Raw genomic sequence first — 22,366 nt, forward strand, 5'->3', positions numbered from 1 at the left:
GAAAAAAAATCAACACTCCGCCCTCTCACGCGTTGCAGCCGCCGTTGTGATCGTGGCGGTAGCGGCGGGCGCAGGCTGGTGGGTGCTCTCACGCCCCGCGAAGGAATCGGTGGCACAGGCGCCCGCCGTGATCCCCGCCGCTGACGGACACATCACATTGGGTGTGGCGCAACTGCGCGCGCTCGGGGTGGCCACGGCGGTGGCGGACACCGCCACGCAGTTGCCTGTGCCTGGCTTGCCCGCGCAAGCCGCCGCGCCTCTGGCCGCCAGCGCGCAGGTCAGCGCACCCTACGCGGGCGTGGTCACGCGCATTCTGGTCGATGAAGGGGCTTTTGTTCGGCAAGGGCAGCCGTTGGCGCGCATCCAGAGCCGCGATGTGCTGGTCGCTCAGGGCGAATTGTCCCGCGCGCGCAGCGAAGCCACGGCAGCCGCGCTACAAGCCCAGCGCGATACGGTCTTGCTGGCCGAGGGCATCATCCCCGCCGCACGCAACGAACAGTCGCAGGCGCGCACCCAGGCCGCGCAGAGCACGCTGCGCCAGGCCACGGGCGCGCTGGCGCAACTGCGCCCGGTGGCAGGCGGGCAGGCGGGCGAGTACGAACTGCTGGCGCCGATGGCGGGCCAGGTGGTGCGGAGGCACCTGATGCCGGGACAATCGGTGGCGGCGCTGGAAGCCGCCTTCGTGGTGGCCGAGGCGGGCCGCATGGACGTGAACTTCACCGCGCCGCTGCGCCTGCGCAACGCCATCAAGCCCGGCCTGCCCGTAGGTCTGCCCGATGGCAGCGTGGCCAAGGTGGTGGCGGTGGGTGCTGATGCCGACCCCGCCAGCCAGAGCCTGCGCGTGCGTGCCAGCATCGAGGGGCAGACCGCGCTCGCCGTGGGTCAGCAGTTCAGCGTGAGCCTGCTGCTGCCCGTGCCAGCGGGCGCACTGGCCGTGCCGCCGTCGGCATTGCTGCCTGCTGGGAAAGGGCATGTTCTGTATGCGGCGAGCGATGCGGTGGGCGGTGAGAAAGGTGCGATGCGCTTGCGCGCCGTGGCTGTGCAATTGCTGGGCGGGGACGAGTCCATCAGCGTGGTGGTGCCCGACTCCAAGGATGGTTCCACCGCACTGACGGCCGGTGAGCAGGTTGTCACGCGTGGCACGGCGCTGCTCAAGTCCATGCTGCCGCTGCAGTGAGGGGCCGGGGATGCTCTCTCGCCTCATTGAATTTTCCCTGCGTCAGCGTCTGCTGGTGCTGCTGGCCGTGCTCGCCCTCGCGGGCGCAGGCGTGGCCTCGTTCCTGCAATTGCCGATTGACGCCTACCCGGACATCTCGCCCACACAGGTCAAGCTGATCCTCAAGGCGCCAGGCATGACGCCCGAAGAGGTCGAATCGCGTGTCATCGCGCCGCTGGAGATGGAGCTGTTGGGCGTGCCGCGCGGCGTGATGCTGCGCTCCACGGCCAAGTACGCCATCGCTGACATCACGCTGGACTTTGCCGAGGGCAGCGACATCTACTGGGCCCGCCAGCAGGTGGCCGAGCGCTATGCCGCCGTCGCGGGCAGCCTGCCCGAGGGCGTGGGCGGCGGGCTGGCGCCGATTTCCACGCCGCTGTCGGACGTGTTCATGTTCACCATCGAAGGCGGCTCGCTGTCATTGAGCGAGCGGCGCACCCTGCTGGACTGGACGTTGCGCCCCGCCTTGCGCACGCTGCCCGGTGTGGCCGACATCAACGTGCTGGGCGGCGAGGCCGCCAGTTTTGCCGTGGTACCCGATCGTGCGCGCCTGTCTGCCGCCGGGATGAGCTTTGCCGACGTGGTAACGGCCGTTAGCCGCAACAATCGCAACGACGGCGCGGGCCGCTTGGATGCGGGGGAGAACACGCTGATCGTGCGCTCGGAAGGTGCGATCCGCAGCGCGGAGGATGTATCGCGCATCGTGCTGCGTGCCGCCACGGCCGGCGCACCCGCTGTGCGTGTGGGTGATGTGGCCGCCGTGCGCATGGAGGGGCTGACCCGCTACGGCGCCGTCAGCCGCGACGGCCAGGGCGAGGCGGTGGAAGGCATTGTCGTGGCGCTGCGCGGCGCTGATGCGTCTACGCTGGTGAAGGCGATCCGCGCACGCCTGGATGAGCTCGCGCCTAGCCTGCCGCCGGGCGTGAAGGTAGTGCCCTTCTACGACCGCAGTACGCTCATCCAGCGCGCGGTGGGCACGGTGGAAAGCGCATTGCTCGAAGCGACAGTGCTGGTTGTCGTGCTGCTGCTGCTTTTTCTGGGCGAGTTGCGCGCGGCGCTGGTCGTGGCGCTGATGGTGCCGTTGGCCGCGCTGGGCACCTTCCTGCTGATGCGTGTTGCGGGCATGAGCGCCAACTTGATGAGCCTGGGCGGGCTGGCCATCGCCATCGGCATGCTGGTCGATGCGGCGGTGGTTGTAGTGGAGAACGCCGTAAGCCGTCTCGACCCGCACGCCGACGGGGCGCAACTACCACGCTTGCACCGCGTTTTCGCTGCCGCGCGCGAGGTGGCCTTGCCCGTGGCCTCGGGCATCCTCATCATCTGTCTGACCTTCGTGCCGCTGCTGGCCTTGCAGGGGCTGGAAGGCAAGTTGTTCGCGCCCGTGGCGCTGACCATCGTGTTCGCGTTGGGTGTCTCGTTGCTGTTGTCGCTGACGTTGGTGCCCGTGCTGTCATCGCTACTGCTCGAGGAGCATGCGCATCGCGAGCCCTGGGTGATGCGCGGCGCGTTGCGCCTGTATCGCCCGATGCTGGATGCAGCGCTGGCCCATCCACTGCGAGCCACAGCCATGGCGCTGGCTGCCCTGGTGTTGGGTGTGTTGGCCTACCTGGGTACCGGCAAGGCTTTCATGCCGACGATGGATGAGGGCGACATCCTGCTGCAATTGCAAAAGCCGCCCTCTATCGGGTTGAACCGCTCGCGCGACATCGACCTGGCGGTGCAGAAAGCCATCCTGGAAAAAGTCCCCGAAGTCCAGCACAGCATCGCCCGCGTTGGCTCGGACGAACTAGGGCTCGACCCCATGGGATTGAACGAAACCGACATGTTCATGCAGCTTGGCGACCGCAAGACATGGCGCATGGACAAGGAAGCGCTGGGCGAAGAAATCCGTAAGGTGATGGCAGCCTTCCCCGGCCTGGATTTCGGTTTCACCCAGCCCATCGAGATGCGCGTCTCCGAAATGCTCACCGGCAGCCGTGGCGACGTGGCCATCAAGCTCTTCGGCCCGGACCTGAACACCTTGGGCGAACTGGCCGTGCGCATCGCCGCCAGCGTCGAGAAAGTCCCCGGCGCACGCGACGTGCTGACGCAGGCCAGCGACCATGTCGAGTACCTGCAAGTGAAGGTGGACGCTCAGGCCAGCGGCCGCGCGGGCCTGGCGGTGGCAGCCGTGCAGGACGAGTTGCGTGCGCAACTCGAAGGCGTTCCTGCGGGCATGGTGATCGAGGCCAACCGGCGCACGCCCATCGTGGTACGGGGCGATGCGCCGCTACGCGGTTCCGCCGAGCGATTCAAGGACTTGCGGTTGGCCCGCAGCGGCGCAGCCGGCTCTGGCGACATCCCCCTCACGTCGCTGGCAGCCATCACCACCACCCAAGGCCCGGTGCTGGTGCGGCGCGAGAGTGGCTCGCGCTTCGCGCTGATCCAGTCCATGGTGAGCGGGCGTGATCTGGTGGGCTTCGTGGATGAGGCCCGAGCTGTCGTGGCGCGCGATGTCTCCCTGCCCGCAGGCTACCGGCTGGAATGGGGCGGCCAGTTCGAGAACCAGCAGCGCGCCGCTGCCCGGCTGGGTCTGGTGGTGCCGGTCTCGTTGGCGCTGATCTTCTTCGTGCTGTTCATGACCTTCGGCTCCACGCGCCAAGCCGTGCTGATCCTGGGCAACGTGCCTTTCGCTCTGGTCGGTGGCATGGCCGCGCTATGGATGTCGGGGCAATACCTGTCGGTGCCCGCATCGGTGGGCTTCATTGCCCTTCTGGGCATTGCCGTGCTCAACGGGCTGGTGCTGGTCACACACTTCAACCATTTGCACGCGCTGGGCTTGCCCATGGATCAGGTGGTGCGCGAAGGCTCGCTGCGCCGCCTGCGCCCGGTGTTGATGACCGCCTCCATCACTGCCTTTGGCCTGGTGCCCCTGCTGCTGTCCACCGGACCGGGCTCGGAGATCCAGCGCCCGCTGGCTATCGTGGTGATCGGTGGGCTGGTCAGTTCCACCGCGCTCACGCTGGTGCTGCTACCGGTGTTGTACCGGCGCTTCGGTCAAACGATGAAAGGAGGGACTGCATGAACACGGAAATGAATGCGCCACATGACGAGCAAGGCGCTGAATGGATACGACTGAACCTGGTGTTCCCCCCAGCGCTGGAAGACGCCGTGACGGGCACCCTGATGACCGACATCACGCTGCCTGGCTTTACCCTGCTGCACGCCGAGGGGCACAGCAGCGACTTCACGCACGCATCCATCCGCGAGCAGGTACGTGGCCGCATTGATCGCCGTGTGCTGTGGGTCGTGATCGAGCGCGAGCGTGTAGACAGTCTTCTGGCCGCACTGCGCCAGCGCATCGCATCCAACGACGTGCGCTGGTGGATGGAGCCTGTCATGGCGATGGGGCGGCTGGTATGAAGTTTCTCTTTCCTTGTGCGGCAGCGGCGCTGGCCTGCATTCCCTGGTTTACGCTGGCACAGGAACCCGCGCCTGGTTGGCTCCCCTCGTCGGCCCAAGTCCACGCAGCCCTGCAGTCGCAGCCCGCCGTGCGCGCGGCGGCCGAGCGCGTGCGGGCTGCCGCAGCTACCCAGCATGCCCTGGATGTAGGCAGCCATGAATTCCAGGCCAATTCGGGCTTCCAGCGCCGCTATGTCCCCAACGAGCAGCGCAGCTACAACGAATGGGAACTGGGCATCAGCCGCACGATCCGTTTGCCCGACAAGGCCCGGCTGGACCGGGAGATCGGCAGTAGCACCCGCAGCGTGGCCGACCTGCGTCTGGAAGATGCCGAACACCAAGTGGCCCGCCGCCTGCTCGATGCCTGGATGGGCTGGCTGCGCAGCAGCGCCGTGGCCGAAGAGACCGCGGCGCAGGATCAACTACTCTCTCGCGAACGCGACGTCCTGGTCCGCCGCGTGGCCCTGGGCGATGCAGCACGGCGCGAGATGGACGTGCTGGACGCCGAGCTCGCAACCCAGGCCGCGCAGACCCTGATGGCGCGCGACGCGGCGCTGGCGGCCCGGCAGGCCTTGGCCCTGGGGTTCCCGGAAATCACCGTGCCCCTCGCTGCGGCGGCATTGCCCGAGCCTCAAGAGTTGCCCGACAGCCCGCAGGCCTGGCAGGCGCGCATCGTCCAGGAAAGCGCCGAGATCGCGATGGCCAACGGCGAAACTACGCGCCTGTTGAAAGTGGCCGAACGCACGCGCGCCGAACGTACGCCAGACCCTACCGTGGGCGTGCGCGTCCTGTCCGATCGTGGCGGCACCGAACGCGTCGTGGGGTTAGTGCTTTCCGTTCCCTTCGGCATGGACTACCGCAGTGCCCGGGCCGCCACGGAGAGCGCCAATGCCGCAGCCGCCGAAGCCGAGGCGGCCGATGTGCGGCGCGCCATAGAGCAAGGTGCATGGCTTGCCGTCCAAGCCGCGCAAAGTAAACGTGCACAGTGGCAGTCGCACCAGCAGGCGCTGGCCGCACAGACCGCATCCAACACCCGCACGCGCCGGGCGTGGGAACTGGGCGAAGCTTCGCTCGGCGAATACCTGCTGTCCCTGCGCAGTCTGCGGCAGGCTCGCCTGGCAGAAACACAGGCGCGGGTAGATGCGCTGCAGGCTGCAATGCTGGTGCGCATCGACGCGCATGCGATGTGGCATAGATCACGAAGCACTGTGGCAAATTGAGCGCTATTAGAGTAACAACACTGTTGCGTCTGCTGTCCCCAATCGCAGCCTCTTTGGGGGGCGTCGCAATGATGTCGAGCCTGGTGCAGACTCTGCCCCTACGGCATGGTGATGAAGGCCATCGACGTCCGCTCCCACATCTCAGATGTCTTATGTCAAAGGAAAGCTGACCTGTCACTGCGACTCTCTGTTCGGCGTGATCTGCTGATCCTGTGGCTGTCCATCGTCGCAGTGACTCTCGTGCTGGGGTGGCTGCTACTGATACTCAGTCGCCAGGGCGCAGGCCTCCAGATCGCGCATGCGCGCCAACTCAGTTCGACCAGTTGCCAGGCGCTGCAAAGGGGTGCGGCACGCGCTCGCCAGCAACTCCTGTCTGCGAATAATGAGTCTCCCGATACGATCAAGCACCCCCTCCATGACACGCGTGTCGCTGTACTCAAGGGCATCGCCGGTGCACACGATGGCAGCAAGCTGTCGAACGTCGAGCTCACGCTCCTGAGCAGCGTATGGCTCCCTGGCTTCTTCGAGCTCGGGGATGGCCATGTTGTGAGCTCTCATCATCATGTCCAGCGCGCCAGTCAGGCTCGTCGGGACCCTGAGCACATCAGCGTTTTCTCGGATGTATTCACCGCCCCGCTTGGAGTGCTCTTGCCGCAGGTGGCGTTGAAGCCGCTCGTCCGTCTCCCATCCCGGGGTTTGTGTCAGGCCCATTGACCCAAGCAAACGTTCTGTCTCGCCGGGGAAGATGGTCATGCCTAGATCGTGGGCGTATGCAGCGCCGATGAGCAGAAAGATCGGGGCAGTAAACCCTAGCGTCGATGATCTCCGCCTTGGTGTGCGACCGAAATCGGGGCTTGCACGCCCCCACGCGCGAGAGCACTGCGGCTCGCCGCCATCTTCATCACAAGCACCACCGCCCCTTGTTGTGGCCCGGTTCAGGCGCCACAACCCTATCCAGCCAAGCCCGACCCCAACATATTCGCCTGCACCCCACGTTCCTAGGCTTGGTTTCCTGAAGGCTAGCCCGGCCTGACCCGCCCCCGAACCAAAGCAGCCAAAGGAGTCTCAAGGCTAGAGGTGCCTTGGAAATTTGCTCAAAATTTAAGCAAAACACTATTCATTGAGCTGAGTCATCAAAAAAACCCTTGAAATTCATAGAGTTAGCGACATCACGACACACGGCAGAAGTACAAAACTCAGTGAAAAAAGTACAAAACTCAGCGGAAATCGACACCATGAACGGCCGCTTCGTCCTTATCCATATCCAGGGAACTTTGGTTTTAGCACTCCCTCCAACAGAGTGCTAATATAAACCCCATGCAAGAAAGGACCACTGACATGGCATTCCAGTCTGCATCTGCCACGACGGCGCTAGCACCCGCGAACCCATGGGCGCTGGTTCCGCCATTGGGCAACCTGGATGCCTATATCTCCGCCGTCAACCGCCTGCCCCTGCTCACTCTGGAGGAGGAGCAGCGCTATGCGCAGCAGTTCAAGAAGGACAACGACCTGGAGGCCGCAGGCCGCCTGGTGCTTTCGCACCTGCGCTTGGTGGTGTCCATCTCGCGCCAGTACCTGGGCTACGGCCTGCCGCATGGCGACCTGATCCAGGAGGGCAACGTGGGCCTGATGAAGGCCGTCAAGCGCTTCGATCCCGACCAGGGCGTGCGCCTGGTGAGCTACGCCATGCACTGGATCAAGGCCGAGATCCACGAGTACATCCTGAAGAACTGGCGCATGGTCAAGGTGGCGACCACCAAGGCCCAGCGCAAGCTGTTCTTCAACCTGCGCTCCATGAAGCAGGGCTTCAAGGCCGACGCCATCGACGCCGATACGCACCGCGAGACGCTGTCCGACCATGAGATCGACATGGTGGCCGAGCAGCTCAACGTCAAGCGCGAGGAGGTCATCGAGATGGAGACGCGCCTGGCCGGCGGCGACGTGCTGCTGGACCCCGCCCCGTCGGACGACGGCGAGCAGGCCTTCGGCCCCATTGCCTATCTGGCCGACACGGCCCACGAGCCCACGGCCATGATCGAGTCGCGCCAGCGCGACGCGCTGGCCACCGACGGCATCACCTCGGCGCTCGCCAGCCTGGACGCGCGCAGCCGCCGCATCGTGGAGCAGCGCTGGCTGCAGGTGAACGACGACGGCTCGGGCGGCATGACGCTGCACGAGCTGGCCGCCGAGTACGGCGTGAGCGCCGAGCGCATACGCCAGATCGAGGTGGCTGCGATGAAGAAGATGAAGAAGGCATTGGTCGAGCACGCCTGACCCCTGCCCTGCCTGGCTTCCAGTGCGTGTGCACGGGGCGTACAGGCGGATAATCGAGGCGCGCGGCCCGAGTGGGCCGCGCGCTTTTTCATGCCGGCGGGCGCAGCGCCGCCCGCCCGGCCCCGATCAGGAGGTTCCCCCCATGTTCCGCCATTCCCCCGCCCGCCGCGGCCTGCTTGCCCTGGCCCTGGCTTCGGCCTGCGGCGCCGCCGTGGCCGACAAGAGCGCCGCGCCCGCCACGCCGGGCTGGCCCGCCAGGCCCCTGCGCATCATCGTGGGCTTTCCGCCGGGCTCCTCGCCCGACCTGACGGCGCGCACCTTCTCTGAGCCGCTGGCGCAGGCCCTCGGCCAGCCGGTGATCGTGGAGAACAAGGTGGGCGCGGGCGGCAACATCGGCGCCGACGCGGTGGCCAAGGCGCAGGACGACCACACCATCGGCCTGTTCATCAACGGCAACCTGACCATCGCCAAGCTGCTCAATCCCCAGGTGCCCTACGATCCCGCGCGGGACCTGGCTCCGCTGTCGCTGATCGGCGTTTCGCCCCTGGTACTGGCCGCGCCGGTGAACCAGCCCGGCGTGCCCGCCGGCGCCGACGCACGCGCCTTCCTGCAGGCTGCGCGCCAGGCCGGCGACCGCTGGAGCTATGGCACGCCCGGCGTGGGCACAGTGGGCCATCTGGGCACGGAGCTGCTCAAGGCGCGCACGGGCATCGCCCCCGTGCACATCCCCTACCCCGGCTACCCGCAGGTGGCGACCGCCATGCTGGGCGGCCAGCTGCAGATGGCGCTGCTGCCGCCGGCGCTGGCACAAGCCCAGGAGCGCGCGGGCAAGCTGCGCCTGATCGGCGTGACGTCGGCCGGGCGCAGCGCGCTCGTGCCCCACGTGCCCAGCCTGTCCGAGGCCGGCGTGCGCGACTTCCAGCTGGAGATCTGGAACGCCTTCGCGGCGCCCACCTCCATGCCCGCGCCGGTGCGCGCGCGGCTGTCCGCCCTGATCGGCGAGACGGCCCGCAGCCCCGAGGTGCGCGCCAAGCTGTTCCAGCAGGGCTGGCAGGCCGTGGGCTCCTCGGCCGAGGGCCTGGCCAACCGCATGCGGGCCGACACGGCCACGATGAGCCGCGTGATCCGCGAGCAGGGCATTCGGGCCGAGTGAACTGCGCGGGGGCGCCCTGCCCCTGGAGGGCGTTCAGCGCGCCTCGTCCAGCAGCGCGCGCACGTCGGCCGCCAGGCTCTGCGCGCCGCTGCCGTAGCGGTGGTACACGCGCAGCCGGCCCGCCGTGTCGTAGACATAGCTGCCGGCGGAGTGGTCCATCGTGTAGCTCGTGGGCGTCTGGCCGTCCACGCGCTTGTAGTAGATCTTGAAGTCCTTGGCCACGGCGGCCAGCTGCTCGGGCGTGCCGCGCAGGGCCAGGAAGCCCGGGTCGAAGCTGGCCATGTAGGCCTTGAGCATCTCGGGCGTGTCGCGCTCGGGGTCCACGGTGACGAAGATGCCCTGCAGCTTGTCGCCGTCGGCGCCCAGCGCGCGCTTGACCTCGGCCAGCTCCGACATGGAGGTGGGGCACACGTCCGGGCATTGCGTGTAGCCGAAGAACACCACCACCACCTTGCCCGCGAAGTCCTTGAGGCTGCGGAGCTGGCCGTTGTGGTCGGGAAGCGGCAGGTCGCGCGCGTACTCGGCGCCGGTGAGGTCCACGCCCTGGAACTTCGGCCCCTTCGGGGTACAAGCAGAAAAAATGCCTGCAGCGCCCACCCAGAGGGCGCCAGCAGCTATCTTTTTAAGAGTTTCACGTTTAAGCATGGCCTCGCATCACAGTACGTAGTGGTCCACCAGCAGCGCCGCGAACAGCAGGCTCAGGTGGATCAGGGAAAAGCGGAAGGTCTTGCGCGCGAGCGCGTCGGAATAGCCGCGCCAGAGCCAGAAGCCGTAGAGGCAGAAACCGGCGCCGAGCAGCACGGCGGCGGCCAGGTAGATCCACGAGCTCATGCCGTAGATGAAGGGCATGAGGCAGCCCGCGAACAGGATCAGGGTGTACAGGAAGACCTGCAGCCGCGTGTACTCGTTGCCGTGCGTGACGGGCAGCATGGGCAGGCCGGACTTGCGGTAGTCTTCCACGCGGTACAGCGCCAGGGCCCAGAAGTGCGGCGGCGTCCACAGGAAAATGATCAGGAACAGGATCAGCGCCTCGGGGCCCACGCTGTCCGTCATGGCGGACCAGCCCAGCACCGGCGGCATGGCGCCCGAGGCGCCGCCGATCACGATGTTCTGCGGCGTGAGCGGCTTGAGGATCACCGTGTAGATCACCGCGTAGCCCACGAAGGTGGCGAAGGTGAGCCACATGGTCAGGGGATTGACCCAGAAATACAGCAGCGCCGAGCCGGCCGCGCACAGCAGGGCGGAGAACAGCAGCGTCTGCGCATTGGACAGCTCGCCCCTGGCCGTGGGCCGCCAGGCGGTGCGCTTCATCCTGGCATCGATGCCCCGCTCCACCAGGCAGTTGAAGGCCGCGGCCGCGCCGGCCACGAGCCAGATGCCCGCACTGGCCACGGCCATCTGCCACCACTGCGCGCCGCTGGGCAGGCCGGGCACGGCCAGCACCATGCCGATGAAGGCGCAGAACACGATCAGTTGCACCACGCGCGGCTTGGTCAGCGCGTAGAACTGGGACACGCGCGACGGCAGCGCATGCGCCGCCGCCATGGCGGGCGCGGGGGCGGGGGCAGGAGCGGCGCTCATGCGGAAACTCTCCTGGGGATGGAAGGTGCCCGCGCGGTATCGGCCATGCTGCGGCTGGCCGCCAGCGCCCAGGTCAACACCACGATCAACGCCGCGGCGCCCCCCGTGTGCAACACGGCCGCCACCAGCGGCCAGTCCAGCACCACGTTGGACAGGCCCGTGACGAACTGGAGCAGCGACAGGCCCGCCAGCCAGCGCGCCTGGTCGCGCAGCTGGCCCGCGCGCGCCAAGCGCCACACCAGGAGCCCGAGCACCAGCAGCACCCCGTAGGCCGCGAGCCGGTGCACGTAGTGGATGGCCGTCAGGGCGGCGAAGCTGATGTGGCTGCCGTCCTGCAGCACCCCCAGCGCGCGCCAGATCTGGAAGCCCTCGGCGAAAGCCATGTCGGGCCACCAGCTGCCCTGGCACTGCGGGAAGGTGGTGCAGGCCAGCACCGCGTAGTTGGTGCTGACCCAGCCGCCGAGCACGCTTTGCAGCGCCACCAGCACGGCCGCTCCGCCCAGCAGCCAACGCAGGCCACCTTGCAGCGCCACGGGCGCCGCGCCCTGGGTCATCTGCGTCTGGCGCACGGCCTGCACGCACAGCAGCACCAGCAGCACCAGCCCGCCGATGAGGTGCAGCGTGACGATGGCCGGGAACAGCTTCATGGTCACCGTGAGGGCGCCGAACGCCCCCTGCAGGCAGACCCAGACCAGGGTGGCCGTGGGCCACCACGGGCTCAGCGCGGGCGTGCGTCCGCGCTGGCGCCATGCGCCCACCGTGAGCACGATGATGAGCACGCCCACGCCGGTGGCGAGGTAGCGGTGGATCATCTCCACCCAGGCCTTGCCGTGCGTGACCGGGCCCGTGGGCATGGCCTGCTGCGCGGCGGAGATCTCGGCCACCGCCCCCACGGGGCTGGCGTTGCCGTAGCAGCCGGGCCAGTCGGGGCAGCCCAGGCCCGAGTCCGTCAGGCGCGTGAAGGCGCCGAACATGACCAGGTCGAAGGTAAGGAACAGCGTCAGCACGGTCAGCGCCTGCAGGCGCCGAACGGGCGTGCCGCCGCGCCCGCGCCACCAGACCCAAGCCAGCGGCCCGAGGGCGATCGCCGCGCCCAGCGCCATGACCTCGATGAGCGGCGCCAGGTCGTAGAGAGACTGCTGCGTGCTGGTCATGGGCGCTCCTCCTGTTCACGGCCCGCAAGATCCCACGACGACGAGGCGCGCAGCAGGCGCTCCAGGTCGCGCTTGGCGTTGGCCGCGCCCGATCGGTCCAGATGCGCGGGGAAACGCATCATCCAGTGGCCCATGGGGTCCACCACGTACAGGTGCTCGGCCAGCGCATGGCCGGCCGCGGGCGCGAGCCAGGCTTGCAGCGTGGCGCCGTCGGCGCGCAGCACCGTGGCCTGCGCCTGCGCCAGCGCCGGCGCGATGTCGGCGGGCGGCGCGGCATCGTCGGAGATCAGCCACACCCAGTCCACGCGCTCCTTCTCGCGGCCCATGCTCTCGCGCAGCTGGCGCTGCAGGTACAGGTTGTTGCGGCAGTCCGTGTCGCAGGCACCGGGCGCCACGCTCACCAGCAGCCATTGGCCGCGCAGCGCATCGAGGCGGCGCGGCGTACCGTCCAGCGCGAGCACCTGGGCCTGGGCCGGCATGGGACGCTGCGGCTCGATGAGCTCGCCGAAGCTGCGCCGGCCGTCGGGCCGGATCACGTAGTAGGTGAAATACGAGGCGATCACGGGCGCCGCGCACACCAGCAGCAGCGCCAGCATCTGCCAGCGCCCCTTGCCGCGCGTGCGCTGCATCGCGGCCATGGCGTCGCCGGCGTGCGGCAGGCTGTGCACCGTGAGGCCGAGCGGCTGCTCGGCGCCCTGCTCAGGCCCGAGGCCGGCGGTTCGGGGGGAATAAGCGTCGGACAAATTGGAACCAGACATAAAGGATTACAACCAGGCCGCAAAGCCCGAACCATTGGAATGCATAGCCGTAATGCTTGCCGACACCGCTGTCGACGGGCGCCCAGTCGCGCCGCAGCCCGTCGCCGGCGGCGCCGGTCTGCATCACGGTCAGGGGCAGCAGGTCCAGCCCGGTCTCGGCCCCATAGGCGGCCAAGTCCAGATTCTGCCGGATGCGCGAAGACCCCTGGCCTTCGCCGGACGGCTGGAACTCGTACAGCCGAGCGGGCGGGCCTGCCAGGCGCCCCTCGACCAGCACCTCGCCGGCCGGCGTGGCGATGTCCGGCAGGCGCGTGCGCTCATGGAAATCGCGCGCCGCCCAGCCTCGCTGCACCAGCACGGCGCGCTGGCTGGCGTGCAGGCGCAGCGGCGTGAGCACGAAGAAACCCGGGCGCCCCTGCATCTGGCGGTTGTCCAGGAACACCGTGGCCTCGGGCAGCCACTGCCCGCGCAGCCGCACACTGCGGTGCAGCACCTGCGCGCCGCCGCGCTCCTGGGACTGCAGCAACCCGGCCTCCTGCAGCGGGGCCATCGCCTGGCGTTCGTCGATCGCCGCCTGCATCGCGCGCATCTGCGCAGCGCGCGACAGCTGCCAGCGCCCGAGCGAGCCCGTGGCCGCGATGGTGGCCAGGGCGGCCAGCGTGACCAGCCAGAAGCGCAACCCGAAGGAACGTCGTGCGGGGTGGTTCACCGGATAATGGACTCCATGAAGATTCTCGTGGCCTTGGCGTTTCTCGCCATCATCGCAAGCCTGGGCTCGGCGCTATTTTTCATGATGCGCGGCAGCGGCAACGACAAGGAGCGCGGCCAGCGCATGGTGCGCGCCCTGGCGCTGCGCGTGGGGCTGTCGATCGTGCTGTTCCTGTGCCTGCTGCTGGCCTGGAAGCTGGGCTACATCCAGCCCACGGGCCTGCCCGCCGGCGGGCAGTGAGGATTCTCCCCCACCCATGAAAAACGGCCCCCACGCTCCACCGCTGTGCGGGTCGCTGCCCCCCAAGGGGGCCGCTTTTCATCTTGGGACGGCCCGGCGATGAAAAAAGCGCCTCGCGGCGCTTTTTTCATGCGCTGCGCGCGTGGCACCGGCCACGGCGCAGGTGGCGTGGCGTCACATCCAGTACACCAGGACGTACAGGCCCAGCCAGACCACGTCCACGAAGTGCCAGTACCAGGCCGCCCCCTCGAAGCCGAAATGCCGCTCGGCCGTGAAGTGGCCGCTGTGCAGGCGCAGCGTGATGAAAAGCAGCATCAGCATGCCCACGAACACGTGGAAGCCGTGGAACCCGGTGAGCATGAAGAAGGTGGAGCCGAACACGCCGGAGTGGAGCGTGAGGTTCAGGTCGGTGTAGAGGTGGAAGTACTCGTAGCCCTGCACGCACAGGAAGGTGATGCCCAGCAGCACGGTGATCCACATGAAGCCGATGGCCTTGCCGCGCTGGTCCTCGCGCATGGCATGGTGGGCAATGGTCAGGGTCACGCCCGAGCTCAGCAGCAGGGCCGTATTGATGGTGGGCAGCCAGAACGGCCCCACGGTGCGGAACGGCTCGACGATGTTGCCCGGCGAGGCCGTGGCGCCGGCCGCCAGGCTGGGCCAGACGGCCTTGAAGTCGGGCCACAGCAGGGCGTTGTCCAGGCTGCCCAGGGCCGGCACGGAATGCGCGCGCGCCCACCACAGGGCGGTGAAGAACGCGCCGAAGAACATCACCTCGGAGAAGATGAACCAGCTCATGCTCCAGCGGAAGGAGATGTCGATCTTGCGGCCATAGAGCCCGCCCTCGCTCTCATGCGCCGCCTCGCGGAACCACTGGTAGAGCACGAACAGCCACCACACCAGGCCCAGCCCCAGCGAATACTTGCCCCATGCGTAGCCATTGATCCACAGGGCCGCGCCGAGGATGACGAAAAACAGCCCGGCCGCCGCCAGCACGGGGTGGCTGGACGGCGCGGGGACGTAGTAGTACGGCAGCGTCGTGCCTTGGGTCGTTGTGCTCATGTCAGCTCCTCGGTCTCCTGTTTATTCATTCGATTCGTCGTCTTGCATTGGCCACGGGCCGTCAGGCCACCCAGTGCACCAGCCCCATCAGCAGCAGCACCAGCAGGAAAAGCGCCACCAGCGCGATGCCCACGACCTGCAGCGGCCGCAGCAGCGTCTGGTCCTTGCGGTATTCGTCGCCATTGCGCAGGCCGATCATGGCCCAGGCCACGGCCCGCACGGCGCGCCAGAGCGACCCGTTGCCCTCCTGCGCCGGCTTGCTGCCGCCCGCCATCACGAACCGGCCTCCCTGGCCGGCGCCTGCACCGCGCCCGCCGTCGATTGCGGCGCCTGCGGAATCTTGCCGCCCACCTCGAAGAAGGTGTAGGACAGCGTGATCGTCGTGACGTCCTTGGGCAGGCGCGGGTCGATCACGAACACCACGGGCCACTCCTTCTTCTCGCCCGGCTCCAGCGTGTACTGGCTGAAGCAGAAGCATTCGAGCTTGTTGAAATGCGGCGCCGCCTGGCGCGGCGCGTAGCTCGGGATGGCCTGCGCAGACATGCGGCGGTCCTGCACATTCTGGAATTCGTACAGGACGGTCGCCATCTCGCCCGGATGCACCTGCATGGTCCGCTGCGCGGGCCTGAACTGCCAGGGGCCGCGGGCATTGGCGTCGAACTCGACGGTGATGAGCCGGCTGGTGTCCACCTGGGTGTTCTTCGCCAGCGCACGCGCCTCGGCGCCCGCCACCCCGTTGCCCGGCACCTGGCGTTCGTTCAGGGACAGGATGTTGATGCCGGTGGCCTCGCAGATCGCCCTGTAGGCCGGGATCAGGAGATAGCCGAAGGCGAACATGCCGCTGGCCACGACGGCCAGCTTGCCGAGCATCCTGATGTTTTCGCGACGCAGTCCCATGACACCACCCGGCCTTCAGCCGCCCAGCAGCGAATGGCGGAACACGACGAAGCCCGCATACAGCCCCACCACCACGGCCGCCAGGACCAGGCCCAGCCGGAGGTTGCGTCTGCGTTGTTCCTGCGTCGTCATGCCACGGCCCCGGCCATTCACCCGACGACCCGGGTTGCCGTCGCGTCCAGCTTCGGCGGGTTTTCGAAGGTATGGAACGGCGCCGGCGACGGAACCTCCCACTCCAGCCCCTCGGCCGCTTCCCAGGGACGCTGCGGGGCCTTCTCGCCCTTGCCGCGCAGCATGGGCAGCACCACGGCGAAGAAGAAGTACAGCTGCGCCGCGCCGAAGAAGAAGGCGCCGATCGAGGCGATCATGTTGAAGTCGGCGAACTGCATCGGATAGTCGGCGTAGCGGCGCGGCATGCCGGCGAGCCCCAGGAAGTGCATGGGGAAGAACGCGACGTTGAAGGAGACCATGGACCACCAGAAGTGGATCCTGCCGCGCGTCTCGCTGTACATCACGCCGCTCCATTTGGGCGACCAGTAGTAGTAAGCGCCGTAGATGGCGAACAGGGAGCCGGCCACCAGCACGTAGTGGAAGTGGGCGATGATGTAGTAGGTGTCCTGGATCTGGGTGTCGATGGGCACCACGGCCGGTATCACGCCGGTGAAGCCGCCGATGGTGAACACGAAGATGAAGCCCACGGCCCACAGCATCGGGGTCTCGAAGGTCATGGAGCCGCGCCACATGGTGGCCGTCCAGTTGAACACTTTCACCCCGGTCGGAATGGCGATCAGCATGGTGCCGTACATGAAGAACAGCTGGCCCGTGACCGGCATGCCGGTGGTGAACATGTGGTGCGCCCAGACGATCATCGACAGCGTGGCGATCGCCGCGATCGCATAGACCATGGACGTGTAGCCGAACAGCCGCTTGCGCGCGAAGGTCGGCACGATCTGGCTGATCATGCCGAAGGCCGGCAGGATCATGATGTAGACCTCGGGGTGGCCGAAGAACCAGAAGATGTGCTGGTACATCACCGGGTCGCCGCCGCCGGCGGGGTTGAAGAAGCTGGTGCCGAAATGGCGGTCGGTGAGCGTCATCGTGATGGCGCCGGCGAACACCGGCATCACGGCGATCAGGAGGTAGGCGGTGATCAGCCAGCTCCAGCAGAAGATCGGCATCTTCATCAGCGTCATGCCGGGCGCGCGCATGTTCAGGATGGTGACGATGATGTTGATCGCGCCCATGATGGACGAGGCGCCCATGATGTGCAGCGCGAAGATGGCCGCGTCCAGCGACATGGGCATCTGCGCCGACAGCGGCGCATAGAGCGTCCAGCCGCCCGCGGGCGCCCCGCCCGGCATGAAGAACGAGGCCGACAGCATGATGCCCGCGGGCACCAGCAGCCAGAAGCTGAAGTTGTTCATGCGCGCGAACGCCATGTCGGAGGCGCCGATCTGCAGCGGGATCATCCAGTTCGCGAAGCCCACGAAGGCCGGCATGATGGCGCCGAACACCATGATCAGCCCGTGCATGGTGGTGAACTGGTTGAACATCTCGGGGTTCACGATCTGCAGACCGGGCTGGAACAGCTCGGCGCGGATCAGCATCGCCAGCAGGCCGCCCACCATCAGCATGGTGAAGGAGAACAGCAGGTACAGCGTGCCGATGTCCTTGTGGTTGGTGGCGAACAGCCAGCGCCGCCAGCCGGTGGGATGGTGGTGGTGGTCCGCGTGACCGGCGGCATGGCCTGCCGCGTGCCCATGGTTGTCCAGAACTGCGCTCATGGTCGAATCCTCAATACGTTGCTTCGGGCCTGGGTTTTCACTTGCCGCGCTGGGCAACGATCTCTGCTGGCTGCACGATCTGGCCGCTCTTGTTGGACCAGGCGTTCTTGGTATAGGTGACCACGGCCGCCAGGTCGGTGTCGCTCAGGGCCGCCCAGGCGGGCATGGCGCCACTGGCCGCGCCCTTGAGGACCACCTGGATCTGCCGCGCGTGGTCGGCGTCCTTGACGACGGCCGAGCCATCGAGCGGCTTGATAGGCCCCGCACCCTTGCCGTTGGCCTGGTGGCAGGCCGCGCAGTTGGCGGCGTAGACCTTGGCGCCGCGGGCCTCGAGGTCGGGCAGCGCCCAGACCTTGTTCGGGTCATCGAGCCTGGCCGCCGCCTTCTTCTGCTCGGCATCGACCCAGGCCGTGTATTCCGCCTGCGGCAGCACCTTCACGTGGATGGGCATGTAGGCATGCTCCTTGCCGCACAGTTCCACGCACTGCCCGTAATAGTCGCCCGGCTTCTCGGCGCGGAACCAGGTGTCGCGCACGAAGCCCGGGATGGCGTCCTGCTTGACCCCGAAGGACGGCACCATCCACGAGTGGACCACGTCGTTGGCCGTGGTGATGATGCGCACCTTCTTGTTGACGGGCACCACCAGGGGGTTGTCCACCTTCAGCAGGTAGTTGTCGCCCTCGGGCGTGCCGGCGCTGGAGAGCGCGCGCTGCGAGGAGTCCAGCGTGGACAGGAAGCCGATGCCCTGCCCCTCGCCGTTGAGGTAGTCGTACCCCCACTTCCACTGGTAGCCGGTGACCTTGATGGTGAGGTCGGAGTTGGTCGTGTCCTTTTGCGCCACGATCACCTTGGTGGCCGGCGCGGCCATGGCGATCACGATCAGGAACGGAATCACCGTCCAGGCGACTTCGATGGCCGTCGATTCATGGAAATGGGCCGCCTTGGCACCGCGCGACTTGCGGTGGTGCCAGATGGAATAGAACATGGCACCGAACACGCCGATGAAGATGACCGTGCAGATGATCAGGAGCATCCAGTGCAGGTCGTGCTGCGCCTCGGCGATCTTGGTGACGGGCGGATGCAGGTTGAGTTGCCGCACCGCGGGGCCGCCGGGCAGGTCCTGCACCGCATGGGCCGCGGTGCTCAGCGATGCGAGCGGCACCAGCAACAGGGAGGCCAGCTTGTTGGAAATACTTGTCATGGTTCTCTCTTGTCTCTCAGCTCCAGTTGACCAATCCCTTGCCACATCCGCCTGGCGACAGGCAATGCGCAAAGCCGCATGCATCCACACCCATGCCGGCGAGGGCCGGACAGCGCGTGACCGCCGCTTTCCCAATCAGTCCGGACCGCTCTCCTCGCGGCCCGTTGTCTCCACGATCGCAAGCGGGGCACACCCCGCACGGACTCTCTTGACCGCATTCAGCATGCCCAGCCCGGAACCTGGCTGCAATACGCGTTAGTCCCGAGAAAAAACCGCCGACAAATGACGCAGAAAGGAGGCCTGACGACGCCGTGGCGCCCTCAGAACTCCAGAAGATGCGACAGTGAAGACCTGACGGCAGCCAGGCTTCGATGCGCCAAGAGAGTTCCGAATCTGCAATCGCAAACGATTGTAGCCTGCATTGATAAAGATCATTGACGACGCAGATAGCGCCGCCACGCGCTCAACGCGCGGGTGTGCGCCCCGACTTCAGCATGGAGCGCATGTCCTGCAGGGACACCGCGCTGCTGCCCTCCACACGCACGCGCGGCGCGGGCTTGAAGGCGTGCCCATAGATGATCTCGAAGGTCAGCGCCAGTTGCCCGCCATGGCGCGGGTCCGCCAGGCGCTGCGCCAGCGCCTGTTCCAGCCGCGCGCGCCAGTTGCGTCCACGCAACGCCGCGAAGCGCCGGGGATGGAGGTTGCGCCCCAGGCCGCGCAGTTCCTGCAGCAGGCGCTGCGGGGTGGCGAACGTGAGCGTGATGCGCTCCATGTCCATGATGGGCTCGGCAAAGCCGGCGTGCACCAGCATGTCGCCCCAGTCGTGCATGTCGGTCAGCGCGTGGCCGGGCGCGGGCCAGCCCAGTTCGGCATACAGGGCATGCAGCTCGCGCAGCGTGTCCGGCCCCAGGCAGGAGAACATCAGGTAGCCGTCCACCGCCAGCGCGCGGTGCCATCGGGCCATCAGCGCCTGCGGCTCGGCCGCCATGTGCAGGGCCATGTTGGACCAGAGCATCTGCTGGCTGCCGTCCTGCGGCAGGCCGAAGCGCGGGGCTGCCGCCGACCAGCGCGCCGGGCTCCACCAGGGCCTGGCAAGGCGCGTGCGAAGCATCGCCTCCCCCCGGGGCGAAGAGGTCTCCGCGATCTGGCTGACAGCCTGCGCGAAGCGCTCGCCCACCAGGGCATGGCCCTGCATGCCGCCGCGCAGCGGGTCCCAGTCGCACCATGCCGCTGGCGCCTTGACGATCCACTGCAGCCGCTCCTGCATGCGCCGTGCGACCTCCTCGTGCAGCCAGGGAGATTCATCGGGCACCAAGGCATGCCAGCGCGCGGCGGCGACCGGGTCGATGGTGGGCGGAAGAGGTTCGGACATGGCGGGGGCCGCAAATGGCCGCGAGTATATTGAGCCCATGGCCGACACGCGCCCCGCAGGGATATCGCAGCACTGGCGCCGCGGACTGCATGCCCTGGCGGGCCTGGCAGCCGGGCTGCCCAGCCAGTGCGCCGTCTGCCACGCATGGCCCGCGCGCCGCCTGTGCGATGCCTGCCGCGCGCAATTCGCCCGGCCGGGCGCGCGCTGCGGCACCTGCGCGGCCGTGGTTCCCGGCGGCGTGGCGCAATGCGGTGAATGCCTGCGCCACCCGCCGCCGCTCGATGCCTGCCTGGCGGCCGTGAGCTACGGCTTCCCGTGGGCCCATCTCCTGGCGCAGTTCAAGTTCCAGGCCGACCCGGGCTGGGCCTCCGCGCTGGCCGAGCTCATGCAGCAGGCCCCGGGCGCGCAGGCCGCCATCGCGCAGGCCGATCTGGTGCTACCCGTGCCGCTGTCGCGCGAGCGGCTGCGCCAGCGCGGCTACAACCAGGCGCTGCTGCTGGCGCGCCGGCTGGGCAGCCCGCACGTGCACCCGCATCTGCTGCTGCGCACGCGCGACGCCGAAGCGCAAAGCCACCTCACGCGCGCGCAGCGCCTGCGCAACCTGCGCGGCGCGTTCATGCTCGACCCGCTGCTGGCGGCGCGGGCATCGGGCCGGCGCGTGCTGCTGGTGGACGACGTGATGACCACGGGCGCCACGCTGCACGCGGCCGCCGCACCCCTGCGCGAGGCGGGCGTGCGCCACATCACGGCCATCGTTCTGGCGCGCACGCCGTGACCGCGGCGCAGGCGCGCCTCATCCCGGTTGACAATGGCGCCCATGTTCCACATCGTCCTCGTCGAGCCCGAGATCCCGCCCAACACCGGCAACGTGATTCGCCTGGCCGCCAACACCGGCTGCATGCTGCACCTGGTGGAGCCGCTGGGCTTTTCCATGGAGGACCGGCTCATGCGGCGCGCGGGCCTGGATTACCACGAGTACGCCGAGGTGCGCCGCCACAGCGGCTGGACGGCGCTGCTGCGCGACATGCGGCCCGACCCCTCGCGCATGTTCGCGCTGACCACGCACGGCACGCGCTCGGTCTACGACGCGGGCTTCCTGCCCGGCGACTGGATGGTGTTCGGCGCCGAATCGCGCGGCCTGCCGCCCGAGCTGCGCGAGACCTTCCCACCCGCGCAGCGCCTGCGCCTGCCCATGCTGCCCGGGCAGCGCAGCCTGAACCTGTCGAACGCCGTGGCCGTGACGGTGTTCGAGGCCTGGCGGCAGAACAGTTTTCTGGGGCCCGCGGCTCAGTCCTGAACCCCTTCGTCCGGAAGCTCCCCGCCCAGCGCCTCACGGATGCGCGTGCGCGTGCGCTCGGACAGGAAATCCAGGAAGGCCCGGGTGCGCGCCGGCATGAACTTGCGGCTGGGCAGCGCGGCGTAGAGCGTGTAGCGGCCGCAGCTCCAGGGCGCGAGCACGCGCGCCAGCCGGCCGCTCTGCAGATGCTCCGCCACCAGGTCCACGGACAGGGCGGCGATGCCGGCGCCGCCGAGCGCGATCCCCATGAGCGTGTCCGAATGGTTGACCACGCACACCGGACGCACCGCCACCTCGGTCAAGCGCCCCCCATGCGCCGGGTGGCTGAGCCGCACCACGCCGTGGCGCATGTCGGCCATGTGGTCCGCCAGCAGGCAGTCATGCTCCGACAGTTCCTGCGGCGTGCGCGGCGCGCCGCGGCGGTCCAGGTAGGCCGGCGAGGCGCACAGCACGCTCACCGTGGATGCGAAGGGCCGCGCGATCAGGTCCGCGTCATAGTCCGAAGGCGCGCCGAGCAGGGTGATGTCATGGTCGGCGATCGGCAGGTCGGCGCCTATCTGCACATGGATGTCCAGCAGCACGGCCGGATGCCGCGTCCGGAACTGCGCCACCAGCGGCGCCAGGACATGGGCGGCCAGCACCGGGCTGGCACACACCCGCAGCACGCCGCTCATGCCCCCGGTGTATTCCTGCGCCATGGCGCGTGCCTCGCCCACCTCGGCCAGGATCATGCGCACGCGGGCCAGGTAGGCCGCCCCCACCTCGGTCAGCGACACCCGGCGCGTGGTGCGCTGCAGCAGGCGCGCACCCACGTCGCGCTCCAGGTCGGCGACGAAACGCGTCACCGTGGCGGGCGCCATGTCCAGCGCGCGCGCCGCGGCCGCAAAGCCGCCCTCGTCGGCAACGACCTGGAACACACGCATCGTCATCAGCCTGTCCATGTCCGGTCACCTCCGCCTGCAATGGCCATGATTATTTCAATTTCTGCACCCAATCATTGCAGAAAAACG

General features: G+C 68.0%; 23 protein-coding genes. 9 read left to right on the forward strand and 14 right to left on the reverse strand.

Features of this window, described 5'->3' with window-relative positions; genetic code table 11:
- Positions 1 to 127: 127 nt before the first annotated feature.
- The 4 genes from ACX12L_RS02075 to ACX12L_RS02090 are packed head-to-tail and all read left to right on the forward strand — an operon-like array spanning position 128 to position 5,877.
- Complete coding sequence (locus tag ACX12L_RS02075; RefSeq protein ID WP_459261090.1) at positions 128 to 1,177, forward strand: efflux RND transporter periplasmic adaptor subunit; 1,050 nt, start codon at positions 128 to 130, stop codon at positions 1,175 to 1,177.
- A 10-nt stretch (positions 1,178 to 1,187) separates the two neighbouring features.
- A complete protein-coding gene (locus ACX12L_RS02080; protein WP_013520271.1) occupies positions 1,188 to 4,280 on the forward strand; it encodes an efflux RND transporter permease subunit in 3,093 nt (1,030 codons plus the stop codon).
- Positions 4,277 to 4,618 (forward strand): DUF3240 family protein, encoded by a 342-nt coding sequence (locus tag ACX12L_RS02085; RefSeq protein WP_013520272.1) that lies wholly within the window; start codon positions 4,277 to 4,279, stop codon positions 4,616 to 4,618. Before ACX12L_RS02080 ends, ACX12L_RS02085 begins: the two co-directional genes overlap by 4 nt.
- Positions 4,615 to 5,877, forward strand: coding sequence for a TolC family protein (locus ACX12L_RS02090; protein WP_013520273.1), 1,263 nt, complete (start codon positions 4,615 to 4,617; stop codon positions 5,875 to 5,877). The genes ACX12L_RS02085 and ACX12L_RS02090 overlap by 4 nt, the downstream gene beginning before the upstream one ends.
- 255 nt (positions 5,878 to 6,132) lie before the next feature.
- On the opposite strand, the gene ACX12L_RS02095 is transcribed toward ACX12L_RS02090, so the two are convergent.
- Complete coding sequence (locus tag ACX12L_RS02095) at positions 6,133 to 6,825, reverse strand: HD domain-containing protein (RefSeq protein ID WP_459261091.1); 693 nt, start codon at positions 6,823 to 6,825, stop codon at positions 6,133 to 6,135.
- A 390-nt stretch (positions 6,826 to 7,215) separates the two neighbouring features.
- Between ACX12L_RS02095 and rpoH the strand changes: the two genes are divergently transcribed.
- Positions 7,216 to 8,151, forward strand: a complete 936-nt coding sequence (gene rpoH, locus ACX12L_RS02100) for an RNA polymerase sigma factor RpoH (RefSeq protein ID WP_013520275.1) — start codon at positions 7,216 to 7,218, stop codon at positions 8,149 to 8,151.
- A gap of 142 nt (positions 8,152 to 8,293) precedes the next feature.
- Positions 8,294 to 9,304, forward strand: a complete 1,011-nt coding sequence (locus ACX12L_RS02105) for a Bug family tripartite tricarboxylate transporter substrate binding protein (RefSeq protein WP_459261092.1) — start codon at positions 8,294 to 8,296, stop codon at positions 9,302 to 9,304.
- A 33-nt stretch (positions 9,305 to 9,337) separates the two neighbouring features.
- Here ACX12L_RS02105 and ACX12L_RS02110 read toward each other — a convergent pair whose 3' ends face one another.
- The 5 genes from ACX12L_RS02110 to ACX12L_RS02130 are packed head-to-tail and all read right to left on the reverse strand — an operon-like array spanning position 9,338 to position 13,506.
- Positions 9,338 to 9,949 carry an SCO family protein gene (locus ACX12L_RS02110; protein WP_174764524.1) on the reverse strand — a complete coding sequence of 204 codons (612 nt, stop codon included), beginning with the start codon at positions 9,947 to 9,949 and terminating at the stop codon, positions 9,338 to 9,340.
- Positions 9,950 to 9,958: 9 nt separating this feature from the next.
- Positions 9,959 to 10,885, reverse strand: a complete 927-nt coding sequence (gene cyoE, locus ACX12L_RS02115; RefSeq protein ID WP_013520278.1) for a heme o synthase — start codon at positions 10,883 to 10,885, stop codon at positions 9,959 to 9,961.
- Positions 10,882 to 12,039 carry a COX15/CtaA family protein gene (locus ACX12L_RS02120; RefSeq protein ID WP_013520279.1) on the reverse strand — a complete coding sequence of 386 codons (1,158 nt, stop codon included), beginning with the start codon at positions 12,037 to 12,039 and terminating at the stop codon, positions 10,882 to 10,884. Before ACX12L_RS02120 ends, cyoE begins: the two co-directional genes overlap by 4 nt.
- Positions 12,036 to 12,797, reverse strand: coding sequence for a hypothetical protein (locus ACX12L_RS02125; protein ID WP_459261093.1), 762 nt, complete (start codon positions 12,795 to 12,797; stop codon positions 12,036 to 12,038). The genes ACX12L_RS02120 and ACX12L_RS02125 overlap by 4 nt, the downstream gene beginning before the upstream one ends.
- Positions 12,739 to 13,506, reverse strand: a complete 768-nt coding sequence (locus tag ACX12L_RS02130; protein WP_459261094.1) for an SURF1 family protein — start codon at positions 13,504 to 13,506, stop codon at positions 12,739 to 12,741. Before ACX12L_RS02130 ends, ACX12L_RS02125 begins: the two co-directional genes overlap by 59 nt.
- Before the next feature lie 15 nt (positions 13,507 to 13,521).
- Here ACX12L_RS02130 and ACX12L_RS02135 point away from each other — a divergent pair, with 15 nt between their 5' ends.
- Complete coding sequence (locus ACX12L_RS02135; protein ID WP_459261095.1) at positions 13,522 to 13,746, forward strand: twin transmembrane helix small protein; 225 nt, start codon at positions 13,522 to 13,524, stop codon at positions 13,744 to 13,746.
- Positions 13,747 to 13,920: 174 nt separating this feature from the next.
- On the opposite strand, the gene ACX12L_RS02140 is transcribed toward ACX12L_RS02135, so the two are convergent.
- The 7 genes from ACX12L_RS02140 to ACX12L_RS02170 all read right to left on the reverse strand — a co-directional run bounded on the left by ACX12L_RS02140 (position 13,921) and on the right by ACX12L_RS02170 (position 20,059).
- A complete protein-coding gene (locus tag ACX12L_RS02140; RefSeq protein ID WP_459261097.1) occupies positions 13,921 to 14,805 on the reverse strand; it encodes a cytochrome c oxidase subunit 3 in 885 nt (294 codons plus the stop codon).
- A 61-nt stretch (positions 14,806 to 14,866) separates the two neighbouring features.
- On the reverse strand, positions 14,867 to 15,079 hold the full coding sequence (locus ACX12L_RS02145; RefSeq protein WP_459261098.1) for a DUF2970 domain-containing protein: 213 nt from the start codon (positions 15,077 to 15,079) through the stop codon (positions 14,867 to 14,869).
- Complete coding sequence (locus tag ACX12L_RS02150; RefSeq protein WP_459261099.1) at positions 15,079 to 15,702, reverse strand: cytochrome c oxidase assembly protein; 624 nt, start codon at positions 15,700 to 15,702, stop codon at positions 15,079 to 15,081. Before ACX12L_RS02150 ends, ACX12L_RS02145 begins: the two co-directional genes overlap by 1 nt.
- Positions 15,703 to 15,717: 15 nt before the next feature.
- The gene (locus ACX12L_RS02155; RefSeq protein ID WP_459261100.1) at positions 15,718 to 15,834 is read right to left on the reverse strand and encodes a cytochrome oxidase small assembly protein; all 117 of its coding nucleotides are present in this window, start codon (positions 15,832 to 15,834) and stop codon (positions 15,718 to 15,720) included.
- A gap of 17 nt (positions 15,835 to 15,851) precedes the next feature.
- Positions 15,852 to 17,486 carry a cytochrome c oxidase subunit I gene (gene ctaD, locus ACX12L_RS02160; protein WP_459261101.1) on the reverse strand — a complete coding sequence of 545 codons (1,635 nt, stop codon included), beginning with the start codon at positions 17,484 to 17,486 and terminating at the stop codon, positions 15,852 to 15,854.
- A 37-nt stretch (positions 17,487 to 17,523) separates the two neighbouring features.
- On the reverse strand, positions 17,524 to 18,687 hold the full coding sequence (gene coxB, locus ACX12L_RS02165) for a cytochrome c oxidase subunit II (RefSeq protein ID WP_459261102.1): 1,164 nt from the start codon (positions 18,685 to 18,687) through the stop codon (positions 17,524 to 17,526).
- Between the two features lie 463 nt (positions 18,688 to 19,150).
- The gene (locus tag ACX12L_RS02170) at positions 19,151 to 20,059 is read right to left on the reverse strand and encodes a class I SAM-dependent methyltransferase (RefSeq protein ID WP_459261103.1); all 909 of its coding nucleotides are present in this window, start codon (positions 20,057 to 20,059) and stop codon (positions 19,151 to 19,153) included.
- A 37-nt stretch (positions 20,060 to 20,096) separates the two neighbouring features.
- On the opposite strand from ACX12L_RS02170, the gene ACX12L_RS02175 reads away from it, so the two are divergent.
- Together ACX12L_RS02175 and ACX12L_RS02180 are read left to right on the forward strand one after the other, a co-directional pair.
- Positions 20,097 to 20,834, forward strand: a complete 738-nt coding sequence (locus ACX12L_RS02175; RefSeq protein WP_459261104.1) for a phosphoribosyltransferase family protein — start codon at positions 20,097 to 20,099, stop codon at positions 20,832 to 20,834.
- A gap of 42 nt (positions 20,835 to 20,876) precedes the next feature.
- Positions 20,877 to 21,356 carry a tRNA (cytidine(34)-2'-O)-methyltransferase gene (locus ACX12L_RS02180; RefSeq protein WP_459261105.1) on the forward strand — a complete coding sequence of 160 codons (480 nt, stop codon included), beginning with the start codon at positions 20,877 to 20,879 and terminating at the stop codon, positions 21,354 to 21,356.
- Here ACX12L_RS02180 and ACX12L_RS02185 read toward each other — a convergent pair.
- Positions 21,347 to 22,297, reverse strand: a complete 951-nt coding sequence (locus ACX12L_RS02185; protein WP_459261106.1) for a LysR family transcriptional regulator — start codon at positions 22,295 to 22,297, stop codon at positions 21,347 to 21,349. The two genes, ACX12L_RS02180 and ACX12L_RS02185, sit on opposite strands and share 10 nt — an antisense overlap.
- Positions 22,298 to 22,366: the final 69 nt, after the last annotated feature.

The sequence above is a fragment of the Alicycliphilus sp. T452 genome, from assembly GCF_054512775.1.